At 55.5% G+C, this 17282-nt stretch carries 18 protein-coding genes and 5 tRNA genes; 21 read left to right on the forward strand and 2 right to left on the reverse strand.

Features of this window, described 5'->3' with window-relative positions; all coding sequences use genetic code 11:
* Window positions 1–76 precede the first annotated feature (76 nt).
* From ybeY to H6A25_RS06260, 18 genes are all read left to right on the forward strand, one after another.
* A complete protein-coding gene (ybeY, locus tag H6A25_RS06175; protein ID WP_345941587.1) occupies window positions 77–589 on the forward strand; it encodes an rRNA maturation RNase YbeY in 513 nt (170 codons plus the stop codon).
* On the forward strand, window positions 586–1476 hold the full coding sequence (gene era / locus H6A25_RS06180; RefSeq protein ID WP_204751111.1) for a GTPase Era: 891 nt from the start codon (window positions 586–588) through the stop codon (window positions 1474–1476). Before ybeY ends, era begins: the two co-directional genes overlap by 4 nt.
* A 459-nt stretch (window positions 1477–1935) precedes the next feature.
* Window positions 1936–2691 carry a DNA repair protein RecO gene (gene recO / locus H6A25_RS06185; protein WP_204751112.1) on the forward strand — a complete coding sequence of 252 codons (756 nt, stop codon included), beginning with the start codon at window positions 1936–1938 and terminating at the stop codon, window positions 2689–2691.
* A complete protein-coding gene (locus H6A25_RS06190; RefSeq protein ID WP_204751113.1) occupies window positions 2688–5072 on the forward strand; it encodes an endonuclease MutS2 in 2385 nt (794 codons plus the stop codon). The genes recO and H6A25_RS06190 overlap by 4 nt, the downstream gene beginning before the upstream one ends.
* Before the next feature lie 39 nt (window positions 5073–5111).
* A complete protein-coding gene (locus H6A25_RS06195; protein WP_204751114.1) occupies window positions 5112–5852 on the forward strand; it encodes a DUF554 domain-containing protein in 741 nt (246 codons plus the stop codon).
* A gap of 83 nt (window positions 5853–5935) precedes the next feature.
* A complete protein-coding gene (locus tag H6A25_RS06200; protein ID WP_118426203.1) occupies window positions 5936–6199 on the forward strand; it encodes an HPr family phosphocarrier protein in 264 nt (87 codons plus the stop codon).
* Between the two features lie 114 nt (window positions 6200–6313).
* Window positions 6314–8149: an excinuclease ABC subunit UvrC gene (gene uvrC, locus H6A25_RS06205; protein WP_204751115.1), complete on the forward strand. Its 1836-nt coding sequence runs from the start codon at window positions 6314–6316 to the stop codon at window positions 8147–8149.
* Window positions 8146–8700 (forward strand): 16S rRNA (guanine(966)-N(2))-methyltransferase RsmD, encoded by a 555-nt coding sequence (rsmD, locus tag H6A25_RS06210; protein WP_204751116.1) that lies wholly within the window; start codon window positions 8146–8148, stop codon window positions 8698–8700. Before uvrC ends, rsmD begins: the two co-directional genes overlap by 4 nt.
* Complete coding sequence (coaD, locus tag H6A25_RS06215) at window positions 8697–9197, forward strand: pantetheine-phosphate adenylyltransferase (protein ID WP_204751117.1); 501 nt, start codon at window positions 8697–8699, stop codon at window positions 9195–9197. The genes rsmD and coaD overlap by 4 nt, the downstream gene beginning before the upstream one ends.
* An 18-nt stretch (window positions 9198–9215) precedes the next feature.
* The gene (locus H6A25_RS06220) at window positions 9216–9713 is read left to right on the forward strand and encodes a hypothetical protein (RefSeq protein ID WP_204751118.1); all 498 of its coding nucleotides are present in this window, start codon (window positions 9216–9218) and stop codon (window positions 9711–9713) included.
* A gap of 271 nt (window positions 9714–9984) precedes the next feature.
* Complete coding sequence (locus tag H6A25_RS06225) at window positions 9985–10272, forward strand: YerC/YecD family TrpR-related protein (RefSeq protein WP_118426198.1); 288 nt, start codon at window positions 9985–9987, stop codon at window positions 10270–10272.
* Window positions 10269–11012: a class I SAM-dependent DNA methyltransferase gene (locus H6A25_RS06230; protein WP_204751119.1), complete on the forward strand. Its 744-nt coding sequence runs from the start codon at window positions 10269–10271 to the stop codon at window positions 11010–11012. Before H6A25_RS06225 ends, H6A25_RS06230 begins: the two co-directional genes overlap by 4 nt.
* A gap of 35 nt (window positions 11013–11047) precedes the next feature.
* A complete protein-coding gene (hslO, locus tag H6A25_RS06235) occupies window positions 11048–11935 on the forward strand; it encodes an Hsp33 family molecular chaperone HslO (protein WP_204751120.1) in 888 nt (295 codons plus the stop codon).
* Window positions 11936–12132: 197 nt separating this feature from the next.
* Window positions 12133–12208 (forward strand) — tRNA-Val (locus H6A25_RS06240).
* A 6-nt stretch (window positions 12209–12214) separates the two neighbouring features.
* Window positions 12215–12291, forward strand: a tRNA-Asp gene (locus tag H6A25_RS06245).
* 4 nt (window positions 12292–12295) lie between these two features.
* Window positions 12296–12371, forward strand: a tRNA-Phe gene (locus H6A25_RS06250).
* Between the two features lie 3 nt (window positions 12372–12374).
* A tRNA-Gly gene (locus H6A25_RS06255) sits at window positions 12375–12450 on the forward strand.
* A 57-nt stretch (window positions 12451–12507) separates the two neighbouring features.
* Window positions 12508–12582 (forward strand) — tRNA-Cys (locus H6A25_RS06260).
* 41 nt (window positions 12583–12623) lie between these two features.
* Here the strand turns inward: H6A25_RS06260 and H6A25_RS06265 are convergent.
* Window positions 12624–13046 (reverse strand): hypothetical protein, encoded by a 423-nt coding sequence (locus H6A25_RS06265; RefSeq protein ID WP_204751121.1) that lies wholly within the window; start codon window positions 13044–13046, stop codon window positions 12624–12626.
* 111 nt (window positions 13047–13157) lie between these two features.
* On the opposite strand from H6A25_RS06265, the gene H6A25_RS06270 reads away from it, so the two are divergent.
* The 3 genes from H6A25_RS06270 to H6A25_RS06280 all read left to right on the forward strand — a co-directional run bounded on the left by H6A25_RS06270 (window position 13158) and on the right by H6A25_RS06280 (window position 15578).
* Window positions 13158–13436, forward strand: a complete 279-nt coding sequence (locus H6A25_RS06270; RefSeq protein ID WP_204751122.1) for a helix-turn-helix domain-containing protein — start codon at window positions 13158–13160, stop codon at window positions 13434–13436.
* Window positions 13437–13458: 22 nt separating this feature from the next.
* Window positions 13459–14778 (forward strand): replication-associated recombination protein A, encoded by a 1320-nt coding sequence (locus tag H6A25_RS06275; RefSeq protein WP_204751123.1) that lies wholly within the window; start codon window positions 13459–13461, stop codon window positions 14776–14778.
* Window positions 14779–15098: 320 nt separating this feature from the next.
* Window positions 15099–15578, forward strand: coding sequence for a DUF6530 family protein (locus tag H6A25_RS06280; protein ID WP_118746934.1), 480 nt, complete (start codon window positions 15099–15101; stop codon window positions 15576–15578).
* 205 nt (window positions 15579–15783) lie between these two features.
* Here the strand turns inward: H6A25_RS06280 and H6A25_RS06285 are convergent, their stop codons facing one another.
* Window positions 15784–17166, reverse strand: a complete 1383-nt coding sequence (locus H6A25_RS06285) for an MATE family efflux transporter (RefSeq protein WP_204751124.1) — start codon at window positions 17164–17166, stop codon at window positions 15784–15786.
* Between the last annotated feature and the right edge of the window lie 116 nt (window positions 17167–17282).

Here is a 17282-nt window from a genome sequence, read left to right on the forward strand (position 1 = left end):
GGGGGCCGGATTGTAATTTTTGGGGAAAGGGAGTATAATAAAACCATATGTGCACCAGAGAAAGGAAGTGAGGCCGGTGAGCAGTCTCAAGATCCGCTTTTCCGGGGACAAGGAGTGCCGGGACAAACAGGCCGAGGAACTGATGAAAAAAAGCTCCCGGGCGGCGCTGAAGAAGGTGGCCCCCGATTGGCATTGTTCGGTGGATATCACTCTGACCAATGATGAGGGCATCTGCCAGATCAACGGGGAGTACCGGGACAAGCCGGTGCCCACCGACATTTTGTCCTTTCCCCTGCTGGATATGGTCAATGGGGAATATGAGGGCGATCTGGAAATGGAAGTGGACCCGGATACCGGCCTGGTGCCTTTGGGAGATATGATTCTGTCGGTGGAGCGGGCCCGGGCCCAGGCGGAGGAATATGGCCATTCCTTTGACCGGGAATGTGCTTATCTCACCGTTCACTCCATGCTCCACCTGCTGGGGTATGACCATGAGCGGGAGGAAGAGGATCGGCGTCTTATGCGGAATCTGGAAGAAGAGATCATGCAGGAGCTGGGGCTTCTGCGGGAGACAGGAGAGAATCTATGATCGAAAAAACCGGCGTCTTTTCGGTGGTGGGCCGGCCCAATGTGGGCAAATCCACCCTGACCAACACCTTGTGCGGGGCCAAGGTGGCCATCGTGAGCAACAAGCCCCAAACCACCCGCAACCGGATTACCGGCGTGCTCAGCCAGGATCCTTATCAGATGGTGTTTTTGGATACCCCCGGTCTGCACAAAGCCAAAAATGCTTTGGGCGACTTCATGGTGAAGGTGGTCAACAAAACGGTGGCCGATGTGGATGCTGCCATTTTGCTGGTGGAGCCGGTGGCCCGCATCGGCATTCCGGAGCAGATGCTCATCGACCGGATCAAAGGGGAGAAGATGCCCTGTATCCTGGTGATCAACAAGATCGACACCGTGGAAAAGGAAGAGCTGCTGGAAGTGATGGCCCTCTATGGCGGAGCCCATGACTTTACCGCCGTCATCCCCCTCAGCGCCCGCACAGGGGAAGGCAAGCAGGAATTGCTCCGGGAGCTGGAAAAGCTGTGCATGCCCTCTCCGGCGCTGTTTCCCGAGGAGATGATTTCCGATCAGCCGGAGCGTCAGCTGGTGGCCGAGATCATCCGGGAAAAGATGCTCCAGAAGCTGGACAAGGAAGTGCCCCACGGTGTGGCGGTGGAGATCGAAAAATGGCAGGAACGGGAGGATGGCCTGGTGGCCATCAACGCGGTGATCTACTGCGAGAGAAAGAGCCACAAGGGCATTATCATCGGCAAAAGCGGGGTCATGCTCAAGGAGATCGGCTCCACAGCCCGTTTTGAGATCCAGAAGCTGCTGGATGCCAAAGTCCATCTGGAACTGTGGGTGAAGGTCAAAGAAGACTGGCGGAACCATCCCAATCAGATCCGGAATTTTGGTTATGAGGATGAATAAAAGAGCATAGCAAAGGCCGGGCCAGTCTTCTTGGGCGCGAAAGCGCCCCGGCCGCAGGCCGTAAGGGTTTTCCTGGCTGTGCCGGGAAAACCTATTGAAATGAAAGGGGACCCTCGAAAAGCCTGCTTTTGGGGAGAGACTGGAGAAATCACCCGAATCAAATCAGAAACTTTGGCTACGAGGACGAATAAAGTCGTCGGGAAAGGTTTTTCGTCCGTTTTTCCGGCGTGGCCATCTTTTTCCATGACTGGCGTCATTTTTCATGTGTTTTTCCCTTGCCTGGGCGGTACACTGAAAACAGGAGGGATGCCCGGTGAAGGAAGAAGAAAACTCTGTCTCTCAGCAGGCCTGGCAGCTTTTTTGCCGCACCGGCCTGCCGGAAGCCTATTTGGTTTATGTGATAGAAAAGGAGCGGGAAGAGCCGTAAAAAGGTTCTTCCCTACATAAGGATTCATGCATTTGACCACAAAAGGTCTGGTCATCCGCACGGTGGACTGGCGGGACAGCGACCGGCTGCTGACGGTGATGACCGAAGATTATGGAAAAATCACGGTAAAAGCCCCGGGTATCCGGCGGAAAAGCAGCCGCATGGGTTGGGCCGGGCAGTTGTTTGCCTATTGCCAGTTTACCCTGTATGAAAAAAATGGCCGTCTCACTTTGCAGGACGCCCAGATGCTGGAGCAGTTTTTTTCCCTTTCCCAGGATTTGGACGCTCTGGCGCTGGGCTCCTATTTCTGCGAGCTGCTGGCCACCGAAGGGGAAGAGGATGTGCCGGCTCCCGGCATGCTTCGCCTGGCTCTCAACAGCCTGTATGCTCTGGCCCATCATCTGTACGATATCCGGCAGATCAAGGCGGCTTTTGAACTGCGTTTTCTGGCCATCGCCGGCTATGAGCCCGATCTGTGGAAGTGTGCCGCCTGCGGCGCCGACCCGGAAGAGCCCATGGTCAATCTGGAGCGGGGGCAGCTTCACTGTGCCGTTTGCCGGGGAGCCATTGGCCGGAGTGTCAGCGCTCCTTTGAGCAGGGCCGCTTTACAGGCGGCCCGGTATGTGCTGCGGTGCGATCTGAAAAAGCTCTTTTCTTTCCGGCTGGAGGAAGGGGATCTGGAGCTGCTGGGGGCTTTTGCCGAAGCCTATTGCCTCACCCGCCTGGAGCGGGGTTTTCAGACGCTGGACTTTTACCGATCCCTGGGAGGGGGAATAAAAGAAATATGACGGAATTGCAGAAAAAATCCTGCCGCACTCTGGAACTGCACAAGGTTCTGGAGCTGCTGGAAAAAGAAGCGGTCTCCCCGAGGGCCAAGGAAATGGCCCGGGCGCTGGAGCCGGAAGACAATCTGGTGGGCTGTGAGCGTTTGCAGCAGCAAACCGAGGACGCTGTCCGTCTGGCAGGGATGCTGGGCAGTCCGTCCTTCTCCGGCGTGCGGGATGTGTCCGCCGGATTGGAACGGGCCAAGGTGGGCGGCAGCCTGAATATGAAGGAGCTGCTGGATATCGGCGCTTTGCTGCGGGCGGCCCGCACTGGAAAAGGGTATCTGGAAAAGGATACGCAGGTGGAAACCGTTTTGGCCGATTACTTCCGCCGCCTCAGCGGAAATAAATACTTAGAGGATAAAATTGAGCAATCTATCCTCTCAGAAGAAGAAATCGCCGATACAGCCAGCTCGGAACTGAGGGAGATCCGGCGTCGTATTCGCACGGCGGCCTCCCGCATCCGGGAGACTCTGAACCGGATCATCTCTTCTCCCAGCTATGCCAAGGTGCTCCAGGACACTGTGGTCACCACCCGGGGCGACCGGTATGTGGTGCCGGTGAAAGCGGAGTTCAAAGGGAGCATCCCCGGCCTGGTGCACGATGTAAGTTCCAGCGGGGCCACGGTGTTTGTGGAGCCCATGCAGGTGGTGGAACTGAACAACACCATAAGAGAAGAGCGTTCCAAGGAGAAAAACGAAATCGACCGGATCCTGATGGAGCTGTCGGCAGAGGTGGGAGCCTTTGCAAGCACCATCCAGCAGGATTATGACATTTTGTGTACCCTGGACTTTATCTTTGCCAAAGCCAAACTGGCCTATAAGATGAAGGCCTGCCGTCCCAAGCTGCTGGAAAAAGGCCAGACCCGCCTGGAGCGGGCCCGGCATCCTTTGCTGCCCCGGGAAACGGCGGTGCCCATCACCTTTACCATCGGCGGCAAGACCGATGCCGTTATTATCACCGGCCCCAACACCGGCGGCAAGACGGTGAGCCTGAAAACCCTGGGCCTTCTTACTTTGATGGCCCAGTGCGGCTTGCAGCTGCCCTGCGGAGACGAGAGCACGGTGCGGGTGTGCAAAAATATTCTGGCCGATATTGGTGACGAGCAGAGCATTGAGCAGTCATTGTCCACCTTCTCTTCCCATATGAAGAATATTGTGGAGATCCTGGAAGAGACGGGAGAAGGCAGCATGGTGCTGATGGATGAGCTGGGAGCCGGTACCGATCCGGTGGAAGGCGCGGCCCTGGCCGTGGCCATCATTGAGCATCTGCGCCAGCAGGGAGTGCTGGTGGCGGCCACCACCCACTATGCAGAACTGAAAACCTATGCCCTGGAGACCCGGGGGGTGGAGAATGCCTCCTGTGAGTTTGATGTGTCCACCCTGAAACCCACCTATAAGCTGGTGTTTGGCATTCCGGGCAAATCCAACGCCTTTGCCATTTCCCAGCGTCTGGGGCTGAGCATGGAGATCATCCAAAAGGCCAAAAGCGGCATGGACAGTCAGAACATCCAGTTTGAAGATGTGATCCGCACCCTGGAAGAAAAACGGCAGCAGATGGAAAACCAGCTGCAGCTGGCACAAAGAGAGCGGCAGAAAGCCCAGGAGGACAAAGAGAAGGCGGAAAAGGCCTATGCTTCCATTGAGGAAGAGCGGAAGAAGCTGCTGGAGGATGCCCGGAAACAGGCCCAGAAGCTAATCGATGAGGCCCGCAAGGCCGCCGATGACACGGTGGAGGAACTGCGCCGCCTGCGGCGGGAGCAAAGCCGGAATCCGGCAGAAGAGAACCTGTCCCAGGCCCGGGCCGTGATGATGGGCCATCTTTCCGAGGCGGAGAAAAAAGCCATCCAGAAAAAGATCAAAAAACAGGCGGCGCCCTTGCCCCGCCCCTTGCAGAAGGGGGATGTGGTGGAGATCGTCTCCAACGGGATGCGCTGCACTGTGGTGGAGACGCCCAAGCCCGGCCAGCCGGTGCAGCTTTCGGCGGGAATTATGAAGCTGACAGCCAAGGAAAAGGAATTGCAGCTGATTTCGGCGGCGCCAGCCCAAAAGAAGGAAAAGGGCAGCGTGCGCACCCAGGCGCCGTCCCAGCCCACCAGGGGCAGCAGCGAGCTGGATCTGCGGGGCATGACGGCAGAAGAAGCCGTGATGGAGCTGGACCGGTTTTTGGATCTGGCCTTCCGGCTGCGCCTGCCCTCGGCCACCATCATTCACGGCAAGGGCACCGGCGTGCTGCGCCAGGCCGTCCATTCCCGGCTGAAAGGAGCCCGGCAGGTGAAATCCTTCCGATTGGGCGCCTATGGCGAAGGGGAAAATGGCGTGACCATTGTACAGATGAATATATAGAGATAAAGGAAGAAGAAAGAGAAGGGAACGGTGGTATGAATGCCCGGATTGGGCACATTGATCAACATGGGAATGATTTTGGCTGGAAGCCTTGTGGGCATGCTCATTGGCAAAGGCGTGCCTGAGCGGTTCAGCAAGATCATTTTTCAGGCCCTGGGAGCGGCCACTTTCCTCATCGGGCTGTCCGGGGTTTTCACCGGAATGCTGCAGGTGGGCGAAACCGGTGCGTTGGAAAGCCAGCACACCTTATTGCTCATCCTCTCTTTGGTGTTGGGCGGCATTGTGGGAGAACTTCTGCGGTTGGACCGGCTGTTTGACAAGGCGGGAGAAGCCATTAAAAACCGCTTTGGCGGAAAAGAAGGCCAGCGGGATGTGGGAGCGGGCTTTGCCAACTGCACCATCCTGTTCTGTGCTGGAGCCATGGCCATTGTGGGAGCGGTGCAGGACGGGCTTCTGGGGGATCCTACCATTCTCATTGCCAAAGGGATTCTGGATGGTATCGTATCGGTGCTCTTTGCCACGGTCTACGGTCTGGGAGTGCCTCTCAGCGCCCTGTCTGTGGGAATTTATCAGGGTGTGGTGACCCTGCTGGCCGTCTTGATCGAACCCTATCTCACCGATCTGGTGGTGCTTCAGATGTCTTTGGTGGGAAGCGCTGTGCTGATGCTCATCGCATTCAACCTGTGGGATGTGAAAAAATTCAATGTGGCCAATCTGATCCCGGCCGCCTTTATGCCGCTGCTCTTTTCCCTTTTTCAGGGAGTGCTGGGCCTCCTTTAAGTTAGGTGTAAATGCCCCTTGCACATTCGTGACGAATCTGTTAAAATAATTACAATAGAAGCATAGAAAGCGGGGTAGCTTAAATGTTTTCCAAAGAAGTTACTGTAAACAATCAGGTGGGCCTGTATGCCAGACCGGCCACTTTCTTTATTCAGAAAGCCAACGAATTTCGCAGCACCATCATGGTGGAAAAAGAGAACCGCAAGGTCAATGCCAAGAGTCTGCTGGGTGTCCTGTCCCTGGGCATCACCAAGGGCACGGTGATCAACATTTCCGCCGAGGGTTCCGATGAGGAAGAGGCTGTCAACGCCCTGTGCACTCTGGTGGCTTCCAACTTCGGAGAATAAGCCTACATACCGGGCAACGGACCCGGGCCGTACACGAATCCATCGCCGGCGCCGCGTGAACATTCATGCGGCGCCCGCTCTTTGTGGGCGTTTTTTTCGCCGGAGGACAGGACTATGTATGAAGAACTGAAGGAAAAAGCCCTTCTGCTCCCTCTTCTGCCTGGGGTTTACATCATGCGGGACGCAGGGGGCGAGATCATCTATATCGGCAAGGCCAAGGCGCTGAAAAACCGGGTGAGCCAGTATTTTTCCAATTTGGCATCCCATACGCCGAAAACCTTGAAAATGGTCTCCCAGGTCCAGGATTTTGAGACCATCATCACCGGAAGCGAGTTTGAGGCTTTGCTTTTGGAGTGCGCCCTGATCAAAAAGCACAAGCCCAAATACAATATTTTGCTGAAGGACGACAAGGGCTATCCTTTCCTGCGCCTGTCCAAGGAGGAATATCCCCGGTTCTCCATCGTTTCCAAACCGGCGGAGGACGGAGCACGGTATTTTGGCCCCTATGGCGGCCGCAGCGGAGCCAAAAAGGCACTGGATACTGCGTTGCTCACCTTCAAACTGCCCACCTGTTCCTTGAAATTTCCCCGGGATATCGGCAAAAGCCGTCCCTGTCTCAATGCTCATATCGGCCGGTGCTGCGCCGTGTGCTCGGGGAAGGTGTCCAAAGGGGAGTACAACCGGCTGATTGGCCAGGTGTGCCGTCTGCTGGAGGGAAAGTATCAGGGATTGGCGGAGGAATTGCGCCAGGAAATGGAGCAGGCCGCCGAAGAGATGCAATTTGAGCGGGCCGCCGCTTTGCGGGACCGGATGCGGGCGGTGGAGCGGCTGGGGAGAGATCAGCTGATCATTTCCGGCGCTCTTTCCGATCTGGATGTGATCGCCTGCCAGGTGCTGGGCAGCCGGGGCTGTGTGGTGATGCTCAACTATATCGGCGGCAATCTTCTGGACAAGAAGAAAGAATTTTTCGACGGTGTCACCCCGGATGACATGGGCGATCTGCTGGAAGGTTTTATCAAGCAGTATTACACCATGACCCAGCGTTCTCCCCGGGTGGTGCTGGTGAATCAGCAGCTGGAAGATCAGGAGATGCTTTCCCAATGGCTTGGTACATTGCGGAAGGGAAAGGTCTATGTGCAGGTGCCCCAGCGGGGAGAAAAGCGGAAGCAGATAGAGTTGGCCATGGAAAATGCCTGCCAGGAACTGGAACTTCTGGACAAGCGGGAGCAAAAGACCTCCCGGTCCCTGGAACTGCTGGCGGAGATCCTGGGCCTTCCGGCCCCGCCCCAGCGAATCGAAGGGTACGACATCTCCAATCTGGCGGGAACCGGCACGGTGGCGGCTATGGCAGTGATGGAAAAGGGCCGGTTTCACAAAAGTGCCTATCGCCGCTTCCAGATCAAAGAAGCGCTGGGGGGAGACGACTATGGATCCCTGGCCGAGACCATGGACCGGCGTCTCAAACGGGCCGAAGAAGGAGACAAAGGCTTCTTGCCCCTGCCTGACCTGCTGCTCATCGACGGCGGACAGGGCCAGGTGAACGCAGTGCATCAGGTGCTCAGGGAGCATGGGCAGAACATCCCGGTGTTCGGCATGGTGAAAGATGACCACCACCGCACCAGGGCGCTGGTGGACGGCGATGGGAACGAGTTTGGCATCCGCACAAAGCCTGCGGTGTTCTCCCTGGTGGGCAATTTGCAGGAGGAGACCCATCGGTTTGCCATTGAGTATCAGAAGAATCTGCGGGGACGCAGCGTGAAGGAGAGTACCTTGTCCCGCATCCCCGGCCTGGGAGAGCAGCGCATCCGGGCGCTGCGGAAGAAATTCGGCACCCTGGCCGCCATCCGCCAGTGCAGCGAGGAAGAACTGGCCCAGGTTTTGCCCCGGAATGTGGCAAAACAGGTGCGGGAATATTTTGACGCCCAAGGGGCGAAGGAGGAAAAACCATGAGAGTGATCACCGGCACGGCCCGGGGGCGGAAGCTGGAGGCGCCCAAAGGGCGCAGTACCCGTCCTACCACCGATCGGGTGAAAGAATCCATCTTCAATATCATCCAGTTTGATATCGAAGGCCGCCGGGTGCTGGACCTGTTTGCAGGTTCGGGGCAAATGGGCATCGAATGCCTTTCCCGGGGGGCAGAAAGCTGTGTGTTTGTGGAAAGCGACCCTGCCGCCCAGAAGGTGGTGGAGCGGAATATTGCCGCCACCGGCTTTGAGGGCTCCAGCCGCCTGATCCGGGGGGATGCCTTCGGCGCCCTTTCCAGCCTGCGGGGACAGAAATTCGGGTTGATCCTGCTGGATCCGCCCTATGGTGGTGAATTGCTCAACCAGGCGCTTCGGCAGATAGCGGAAATTGACATCCTGCAAACAGGTGGTATAATAGTATGCGAAAGCGCCCGGGAGGATCTGATCCAGCCTTTGGAGGAGCCTTATCGGGTGAAAAAGCAGTACCGCTATGGCGCCATTGCCATCACCACCTTCACCCGGGAGGAAGCAGAATGAGCCTGGCCATCATCCCCGGAAGCTATGATCCGCCTACATTGGGTCATGTGGAGCTGATCCGCCGGGCGGCCCGTTTGTTTGACCGGGTCATTGCCCTGGTGATGGTCAACGACCAGAAGCAGGCTCTCTTTTCTCTGGAGGAGCGGTTTTCTCTGGTGAAGGAGAGCGTGGCAGATATTCCTGGGGCGGAAGCCGATTTTTTCGGCGGCATGACCTATGACTATATCAAAGACCATGGGGTCAACGCCATCGTCAAGGGACTGCGCAATGCACAAGATTTTGTTTATGAATGTGAGATCGCCCGATTCAACCAGCTTCATGCCCCTCAGGCCGAGACTTTGTTTTTATATGCCGAACCCCGCTGGGATCATGTGAGTTCCAGTCGTGTGAAGGAGGCATTTCTGGCCGGGGAGGATGTGAGCGGCTGGGTGACGCCGTCTGTAAGGCAGGCTCTGGAACAGAAATTGGGCGAACAGCGTCACAACCACCGACAATAAAGATAGGGGAATGGAACAATGCCGGCAAACACAATCGACGAAATGGTAACTACGCTGTACGAAATGATCCAGGACGCAGGGGGAATTCCTTTGATGGGTGACCGGTGCGTCATTGAGCGGGAAAAGGCTTTGGATATTCTGGATGAGATCCGGGCCAATATTCCCTCTGATCTGAAAATGGCCCGGGAGATCGTGGAAAAGCGCAACGAGATGATCACTGCGGGAAAACGGGAGGCTGAGGTCATCCGCAAGCAGGCGGAAGAGCTGGCCCGGCAGAAGGTCAACGACAATGACATCACCAACGAAGCCCGCCGCCGCAGCGCTGAGATCATCAGCACAGCAGAGAAGCGGGCCAAGGAGCTGATGGGTGCCGCCAATGCCTATTGCGATGACGCGATGAAGCGCACCGAAGAAGCCATTGCCCAGGCTTTGGAGGAAGTGCGTTCTTCCCGGGTGAAATTCCGTCAGGCGGCCCGGGCAGAGAGTCGGACGGCGGAAGAGGCTCCCCAGGAATAAAAAGAAGCAGCAGAGCCATTTTGGATGGGTTTTCTATGAACCCCCGGCGCCGGAATTGTTACCGGCGCCGGGGGTATTTTTTGCTTTTTGCAGAATTTGAAATATTTTTGCTGAAACGGTAGAAATGAGATATTATTTTTGGAAAATGACGGAAAGAAAACAAAATGCGGGCTTTACACCACTGAAGCGATGTGATACACTATAAGTACCTTTCTCAAGGTTTTTCCCGTTTGAAATTTGGAGAAAATAAAAGACAAAGGAGACTGGGAAAATGCATGTGAGACCGAAAGAAGAAAGCATGGACGAGCTGTTCCGGGCCATTTTGATGCTGAAAGATCTGGATGAGTGCCGGGCTTTTTTTGACGATCTGTGCACCGTCACCGAGCTGATGGCCATGCAGCAGCGTCTTATTGTGGCCAAGCTCTTGAAAAAAGGCTGCATTTACAGCGATATCGTGGAAAAGACAGGGGCCAGCACCGCTACCATCAGCCGGGTCAACCGGGCTCTCAGCTATGGCAAGGGCGGCTATAACATCATTCTGGAGCAGCTGGAGAAATGATCGCCTATTCCGCTTTGGCGGCGGTGTATGATGCCCTGACCGGGGATGTGCCCTATGAGCAGTGGGCCGTTTTTGCCCAAAAGGCCTTTGCCAAGGCAAAAAAACCGGTGAAATTGGTGTTGGAGCTGGCCTGTGGCACCGGCAGCCTGACCCGGCTTTTGGGTCAGGCCGGCTATGAGATGATCGCCTGCGATCTGTCTGCCGATATGTTGGCTGTGGCCCGGGAAAAGTGCGGGGAGCTTTCCTGCCCGCCGGTGTTTCTCTGCCAGGATATGTGTCAGCTGGATCTGTACGGCACCATCGATGCCGCTGTTTGCTGCCTGGACAGCATCAACTATCTCACTGAGCTTCGGCAGCTGAAACAGGCTTTCGCCCGGGTTTCCTTGTTTTTGGAACCGGGGGGCCTGTTTTTGTTTGATGTGAAAACACCGCTGGCTTTTGAGGAGATGGGCGGCCTTTCCAGCGTGGAAGAGCTGGATGAGGCCTTTTGCGCCTGGCAGTATGGCTATGACCGGAAAAGCCATCGGGCCCAGCATCAGGTGGATGTGTTCCTTCAGGAAGAAGACGGAACCTGGAGCCGGAATACCGAGTGGCATGAGCAGCGGGCCTATACCCGTGAGCAGCTGGAGCAGGCCCTTTTGCAGGCTGGGCTGCGGGTGCGCCATGCCTATGGCTCACCAGGAGGGCAGCGGGCGGGGGAACAGACCCGGCGTCTCTTTTTTGTAGCAGAAAAACTCTGATGTTTTGCAGAAAATCACCATTCCATGGAGGAAATATGACAGATTACTTGATTCGCGGTATGACGAAAGACGGCTTCGTGTCGGTGAGCGCAGTGGAATGCACCGGCCTGGTGGAGCGGGCCCGTCAGATTCACCACACCCTGCCCCTGGCCACGGCGGCCCTGGGGCGTACGCTGGCTGCGGCGTCCATGATGGGCGATGGCCTGAAAAGCGATAATGGTTCGGTGACAGTACAGATCAGGGGCGGCGGTCCGCTGGGGGCTATCACCGCGGTGGCCGATCACAAGGGCAATGTGCGTGGTTATCTTCAGAACCCGGCTGTGGATCTGCCCTTGCGTGCCGATGGCAAGCTGGATGTAGGGTTTGGCGTGGGACGCCAGGGGCTGCTTACGGTCATCAAAGACATCGGCGCCCGGGAGCCCTTTTCCGGGAAAGTGGCTCTCCGCTCGGGAGAGATTGCGGAAGACATCGCCGGCTATTATGCCGAAAGCGAACAGACGCCCACGGTGTGTGCGCTGGGTGTGCTGGTGGGACGGGATCAGCAGGTAACGGCTGCCGGCGGTTACCTGGTGCAGCTGCTGCCCGGTGCACCGGACAGCTTGGTGGATCAGCTGGAAAAAAACTTTACTTCCATGCCCAGTGTTACAAGCCTGCTCAGCCAGGGCAAAACAATGGAAGAGATCATGGACCAGGCTCTGGAAGGACTTTTGTTCCATGTGCTGGAGAAGCATCCGGTGGCCTATGAGTGCCATTGTTCCCGGCAGAAGGTGGAGCAGGCCCTGATCAGCATGGGAGAAAAAGAACTGCGGGAGCTGCGGGACAGTGGCGAGGATGCTCACATCACCTGTCAGTTCTGTGACGCCGAATATGTGTTTTCCACAGAGGATCTGACAGCCCTTTTAAAGCAGGCCAAACGGCCTTGAGAGATAAAGAAAAAGGGGGCGCTGCCCCCTTTTTAAAAAATCTCAAGGAAAAATCAAAAAAAGGTTGACAGATGGAGCTCTAGCCGGTATAATAATTATCGTCGCCGCAAGGTGTGTGACAGAAAAAAGAATGAAAAAACTTTTTTCTTGACAAACACCGTTCTCTCTGTTAGAATAGAGAAGCTCGCTGCGAATGAGGGAGCATAGCTCAGCTGGGAGAGCATCTGCCTTACAAGCAGAGGGTCACAGGTTCGAGCCCTGTTGTTCCCACCAATTTATGGCCGTGTAGTTCAGTTGGTTAGAACGCTAGCCTGTCACGCTAGAGGTCGACGGTTCGAGCCCGTTCACGGTCGCCAATTTGCCTCTGTAGCTCAGTTGGTAGAGCAGGGGACTGAAAATCCCCGTGTCGCTGGTTCGATTCCGGCCGGAGGCACCACTTGCGGATGTAGCTCATCTGGTAGAGCGCCACCTTGCCAAGGTGGAGGTAGCGAGTTCGAGCCTCGTCATCCGCTCCAAAATATGGCAGGAATGTGTTTTGCATTCCTGCCATATATCTAAACTGTATATGGTATGGCGCCATAGCCAAGCGGTAAGGCAGAGGTCTGCAAAACCTTTATTCCCCAGTTCGATTCTGGGTGGCGCCTCCAAAAAAAGACTACACCATCAGGTGTAGTCTTTTTTCTTTTTCTCAGCGCTGCTCTCTGTGGGAGTATTCCGAAGAGCCGGATGGTGCGATAGGATCCCAGGGAGGAGACAGGCGAAAGTGCAGATGCCAGCAAGGGGCAGAAAAAGGAAGAAAAGAGCGGATTTCCACATCCACAGAGTCTGTGGGCTCCATCAGCTTGTAGGACAGATGGATGTGCACTTGTTCCCCTGTGTTCAAAGGGCGAAAAGCCGTATTGGCATAAAAAAGAGGTTGGCCGGACACCAGACCGGGAGCCAACGGTGTTCCTTGCTGAAATGCACGGCACAGAACAGAAGAAGCAAAACTTTCCCCATCCGGGCCTGCGTGGGTGTATTCCAGAGCGATCCATAGCAAAAAGGAACCCTGTTTTTCACGGCATGGGCGCCAGAACAGCAGGTGGATCGGATCTTTTTCAAAAGCTTCCATATGGTGTGGCCTCCTGGAAGAAAATATGCTTTTAGTCATCTTTACGGTAAGACTACCAAATGACTGTGATAAAGTCAAGAAAAATAGTCATCTTTATGGTAGAGGATTGCCGTGAAAATTTATGATTACCAGGGCAGAAGCAATATCTGCGGAAAACAGATCCGCCGCTTTCGCCGGGAACGGAAGCTGTCCCAGGGAGAATTGGCGGCCAAGCTGCAGCTCCAGGAGGTGCAGCTGGATCAGAAGGCGGTAAGCCGGGTGGAAATGGGAGAGCGGTTTGTGGCGGATTTTGAGCTGGTGGCCTTTTCCCGGGCGCTGCGGGTATCCTTGGAAGAACTTCTGGGGATATCAGGCTTTTCAGAAAAAGGCGGCGGTGATACAATAGGATAAAAAGCAGGAAGGAGATGGGGGAATGCAACAATCCCTTTTTGCCCCCAAAGACCTGAGCCAACCCTTGGCCGACCGGCTGCGTCCCCAGACGCTGGAGGAATATGTGGGACAGGAGCATCTTCTGGGGCCGGGGAAGGTGCTGCGGCAGATGATAGAGCAAGATGAGGTGCCTTCCATGATCTTCTGGGGCCCGCCGGGGGTGGGTAAGACCACTCTGGCCCGGATCATTGCCCGGCATACCAAGGCGGAGTTTGTCAATTTCAGTGCTGTGACCAGCGGCATCAAAGAGCTGCGCCAGGTGATGGTCCAGGCGGAAACTACCCGGCTTCTGGGCCAGAAAACCATTTTGTTCATTGACGAGATCCATCGATTCAACAAAGCCCAGCAGGATGCATTCCTTCCCTATGTGGAAAAAGGAAGTATCGTTCTCATTGGCGCTACCACAGAAAACCCCTCTTTTGAGATCAACTCGGCGCTGCTATCCCGATGCAAGGTATTTGTGCTGCAAGCTCTCAGCGGGGAGGATCTGTTGAAGATGCTCCAGCGGGCGGTGACTTCTCCAAAGGGATTGGGAGCGCAGAATGTACATATTCACACGGCTCTTTTGGAGAAGATTGCCCTGTTTGCCAATGGAGATGCCCGGGTGGCCCTCAATACATTGGAGATGGTGGCCCTCAACGGGGAAAAAACACCGGGGGGAGTGTTGGTCACAGAGGATATCCTGAATCAGTGCATTGGTCAGCGCTCCCTGCTTTATGACAAGAATGGAGAGGAACACTACAACCTGATTTCCGCTTTGCACAAATCCATGCGCAACAGTGATCCGGATGCCGCTATGTATTGGCTGGCCCGGATGCTGGAAGCAGGGGAGGACCCTCTGTATGTGGCACGAAGACTGATCCGTTTTGCCAGTGAGGATGTGGGTTTGGCGGACAGCCGGGCGCTGTCTCTGGCGGTGGAAGTCTATCAGGCCTGTCATTTTATCGGCGTTCCGGAATGCAATGTGATTCTGGCTCAGGCCGTGGTCTATCTTTCCTTGGCTCCTCGTTCCAATGCCCTGTATGTGGGGTATGAGCAGGCCAAGCGGGATGCGCTCAAGCAGCTGGCCCAGCCGGTGCCGCTCCATCTGCGCAACAGCCCTACTCAGCTTATGCGGGAGCTCCACTATGGAGAGGGCTATCAATATGCCCACGATACCCAGGAAAAGCTCACGGATATGGAATGTCTGCCCGAATCTCTTCGGGGAAAGCGATACTACAATCCCACAGAACAAGGTCTGGAAAAGCGTTTCAAAGAGCGATTGGAACAAATCCGGCAGTGGAAAAAACACCGGCAAACATAGCAAAAAGGCCCTTTGGGGCCTTTTTCAGACTGTCGTAAAACATATCTGGCTAGGGGGAACTGTTGACCCTACCCTTTATCAATCCGCAAAAAGCTGCGACCTGTGCGTGGCTTTTTGCACTTCTCAAGGGGCCAGTGTACGCCAAAGGCGTGCATGCAGCCCCTTGCAAAAACTCGACAAAGTGGCTTTGCCACTTTGTCGACATGTTTAAAAAGGCCCTTTGGGGCCTTTTTGTTTTATTGACAGAACGGAGTCGCTGTGATATACTCCAAAAGCACTGAATAAGTAATTTACTAATTTACTGCATACAGGAGGAAATTATGAAGATCCCAACCACGCTGAAGCACAAACCGGTGGTCGTGGTAGAAAACTACGAAGAAGTGGATGGCCGCATGGCCTATCACAGCGATGCCAAAGGTCTTTCTCTGGGCCTGGCCCAATGGAACGATCGGGGCAAGGTGGATATTTCCGCCAAGGTATGGCGCTATACCGGGGAGAAGTGGTCCCGTCAGTCGGAGGAACTGCCTCTTCACCGGGCGCTGGATCTGGCGATCCTCATCAGTCAGGCCCGGCTGTATTTCCGGGAGGCCTATCGTTTTCCCAAGCTCTATGAAGAAGAAGGGGGGCCGGTGGCCCGGGTCGGGCTGCAGGGAGATGCCATGACAGTGGATATCTGCCGGGAGAATCCCCATATTGATGAGGATATTGCGCTATTCTATCAGGCTCTGGCCCAGGATGACGAAATGCTGGGTGAGCGCTTTCGGGTGCTGGCCCGTATCCTGCGGGAAATGGGCTATTAAAAAGGCCGCCCCTATGACGGGGCGGCATAAATGGTCATCCGGCCATAATCAATTCGCAAAAAGCCGCGACCGGTGCGTGGCTTTTTGCACCTCTCAAGGGGCTAGTGTACGCAGAAGCGTGCACGCAGACCCTTGCAAAAACTCGACAAAGTGGCTTGAGCCACTTTGTCGGTCTTAGACCGCCCCTATGACGGGGCGGCGTGGATCATTGATAAAGCTGTACATCGTCGGGCATGGCCAGCCGCTCGTCCAAAAGCCGGTTGATGTTGCTTAAAAACACGGCGCTGGTCAGAATGGCGCAGAGCAGGTCGGTGACAGGCTCTGCGAAAAAGGTGGCCTGGGCTCCCAGAAAGTGGGGAAGTGCCAGGGTGAAAACCAGAAAGACCCCTTTGCGGATCAGGGACAGGCTGAGGGCTCCCCGGGCGATGCCCAGGGCGGTAAAGGTGTCCACAAACTCATACTGGAAGGCCAGAGGGATCACCGAGAAGGTGAACACCCGGATGGCCCAGGAGGACAGACGAAGCAGTTCTTCGTTGCGGGTGAAGATCATGGCGAAATAATAACCGGCCAGCTGGCTGATCAGGAACATAATGCCGGTGAAAATCAGACATAGTGTGAGCACTTTGCGGATGGCCAGGCGGATGCGGTCCACATTTTTTGCACCGTAATTGAAGCTGTGAATGGGTTGGGTTCCGCCGGTGATGCCGCCCAGGGGCATGGTGATCAGCTGCATATAACTGAGCACAATGGTGGCCACGGTGATATAGGTGTCCCCCATCTGAGCGCCGCCGTAGTGCTGGAGTACGCTGTTGAGAGCGATGAGCAGCACACTGTCGGTGGCGATGATGGTAAAAGGAGACAGTCCGAACAGCAGGATCCGCCGCATGATGGAAGGGGAGTAGCCCCCCAACGTGAGGGAGATCTGGGGTTTGCGGCTGCGGAGGAACCAAAGCACAAAAAAGCAGCTGACAGCCTGGGAGATCACGGTGGCCAAGGCGGCTCCACGCACACCCAATCCCAGCAGGAAGATGAACACCGGATCCAGCAGCACATTCAGGATTGCGCCGATGATCACCGTAGCCATTCCTATGGCAGAATAGCCCTGGCAGATGATGTACTGGTTCAGTCCCACAGATAAAATGGCAAACAGAGTGCCCAGCACATAGATGGTCATATAGTCATTGGCATAGCCGTAAGTGGCGCCGCTGGCGCCAAAGGCCATGAGCATGGGCTTTTTCAGCAAAAGAGCGGCGCCAGTCAGCAAAAGAGCCAGAGCACACAGCAGCAGAAAGGCATTGGCCAGGATTTTCTGAGCGCCTTCTTTGTTTTTTTCACCCAGACGGATGGCCATCAGCGGCGCCCCGCCCAAGCCCGCCAAAAAGGAAAAAGAAGAGATCAGGGTGACAATGGGACCGCAGACACCCACGCCGGCCAGCGCCAGATCACCCACATGGGGAATGTGGCCAATGTACATTCGGTCCACAATACCGTAAAACACATTGACAAATTGGGCCAGCATTGAGGGAATCGCCAGTTTGAGAACCAGTTTTCCAATAGGGTCTCTGCCCAGATCGTTGGTCTTTGACATAGTTTGCGCCCTGCTTTCCATAATGGTTGCGGTCTGTCCCAAGGACAGCCTTATATAGACTACTCTGGGGAGCGCTGAATTGCAAGGGAAAAGAAGAAATTTTCAGATTTTCCAAA

Source organism: Intestinimonas butyriciproducens (genome assembly GCF_016901775.1).
GTDB lineage: Bacteria > Bacillota > Clostridia > Oscillospirales > Butyricicoccaceae > Pseudobutyricicoccus.

Excerpts from the sequence above, each read along its gene's own strand:
- H6A25_RS06265 (WP_204751121.1), bottom strand. The coding sequence starts at position 13,046 with ATGGAAGCTTTTGAAAAAGATCCGATCCACCTGCTGTTCTGGCGCCCA.
- H6A25_RS06195 (WP_204751114.1), top strand. The coding sequence starts at position 5,112 with ATGCCCGGATTGGGCACATTGATCAACATGGGAATGATTTTGGCTGGA.
- era (WP_204751111.1), top strand. The coding sequence starts at position 586 with ATGATCGAAAAAACCGGCGTCTTTTCGGTGGTGGGCCGGCCCAATGTG.
- H6A25_RS06220 (WP_204751118.1), top strand. The coding sequence starts at position 9,216 with ATGCCGGCAAACACAATCGACGAAATGGTAACTACGCTGTACGAAATG.
- H6A25_RS06230 (WP_204751119.1), top strand. The coding sequence starts at position 10,269 with ATGATCGCCTATTCCGCTTTGGCGGCGGTGTATGATGCCCTGACCGGG.
- H6A25_RS06200 (WP_118426203.1), top strand. The coding sequence starts at position 5,936 with ATGTTTTCCAAAGAAGTTACTGTAAACAATCAGGTGGGCCTGTATGCC.
- H6A25_RS06280 (WP_118746934.1), top strand. The coding sequence starts at position 15,099 with ATGAAGATCCCAACCACGCTGAAGCACAAACCGGTGGTCGTGGTAGAA.
- H6A25_RS06190 (WP_204751113.1), top strand. The coding sequence starts at position 2,688 with ATGACGGAATTGCAGAAAAAATCCTGCCGCACTCTGGAACTGCACAAG.
- H6A25_RS06285 (WP_204751124.1), bottom strand. The coding sequence starts at position 17,166 with ATGTCAAAGACCAACGATCTGGGCAGAGACCCTATTGGAAAACTGGTT.
- rsmD (WP_204751116.1), top strand. The coding sequence starts at position 8,146 with ATGAGAGTGATCACCGGCACGGCCCGGGGGCGGAAGCTGGAGGCGCCC.
- uvrC (WP_204751115.1), top strand. The coding sequence starts at position 6,314 with ATGTATGAAGAACTGAAGGAAAAAGCCCTTCTGCTCCCTCTTCTGCCT.
- H6A25_RS06275 (WP_204751123.1), top strand. The coding sequence starts at position 13,459 with ATGCAACAATCCCTTTTTGCCCCCAAAGACCTGAGCCAACCCTTGGCC.
- H6A25_RS06225 (WP_118426198.1), top strand. The coding sequence starts at position 9,985 with ATGCATGTGAGACCGAAAGAAGAAAGCATGGACGAGCTGTTCCGGGCC.
- hslO (WP_204751120.1), top strand. The coding sequence starts at position 11,048 with ATGACAGATTACTTGATTCGCGGTATGACGAAAGACGGCTTCGTGTCG.
- coaD (WP_204751117.1), top strand. The coding sequence starts at position 8,697 with ATGAGCCTGGCCATCATCCCCGGAAGCTATGATCCGCCTACATTGGGT.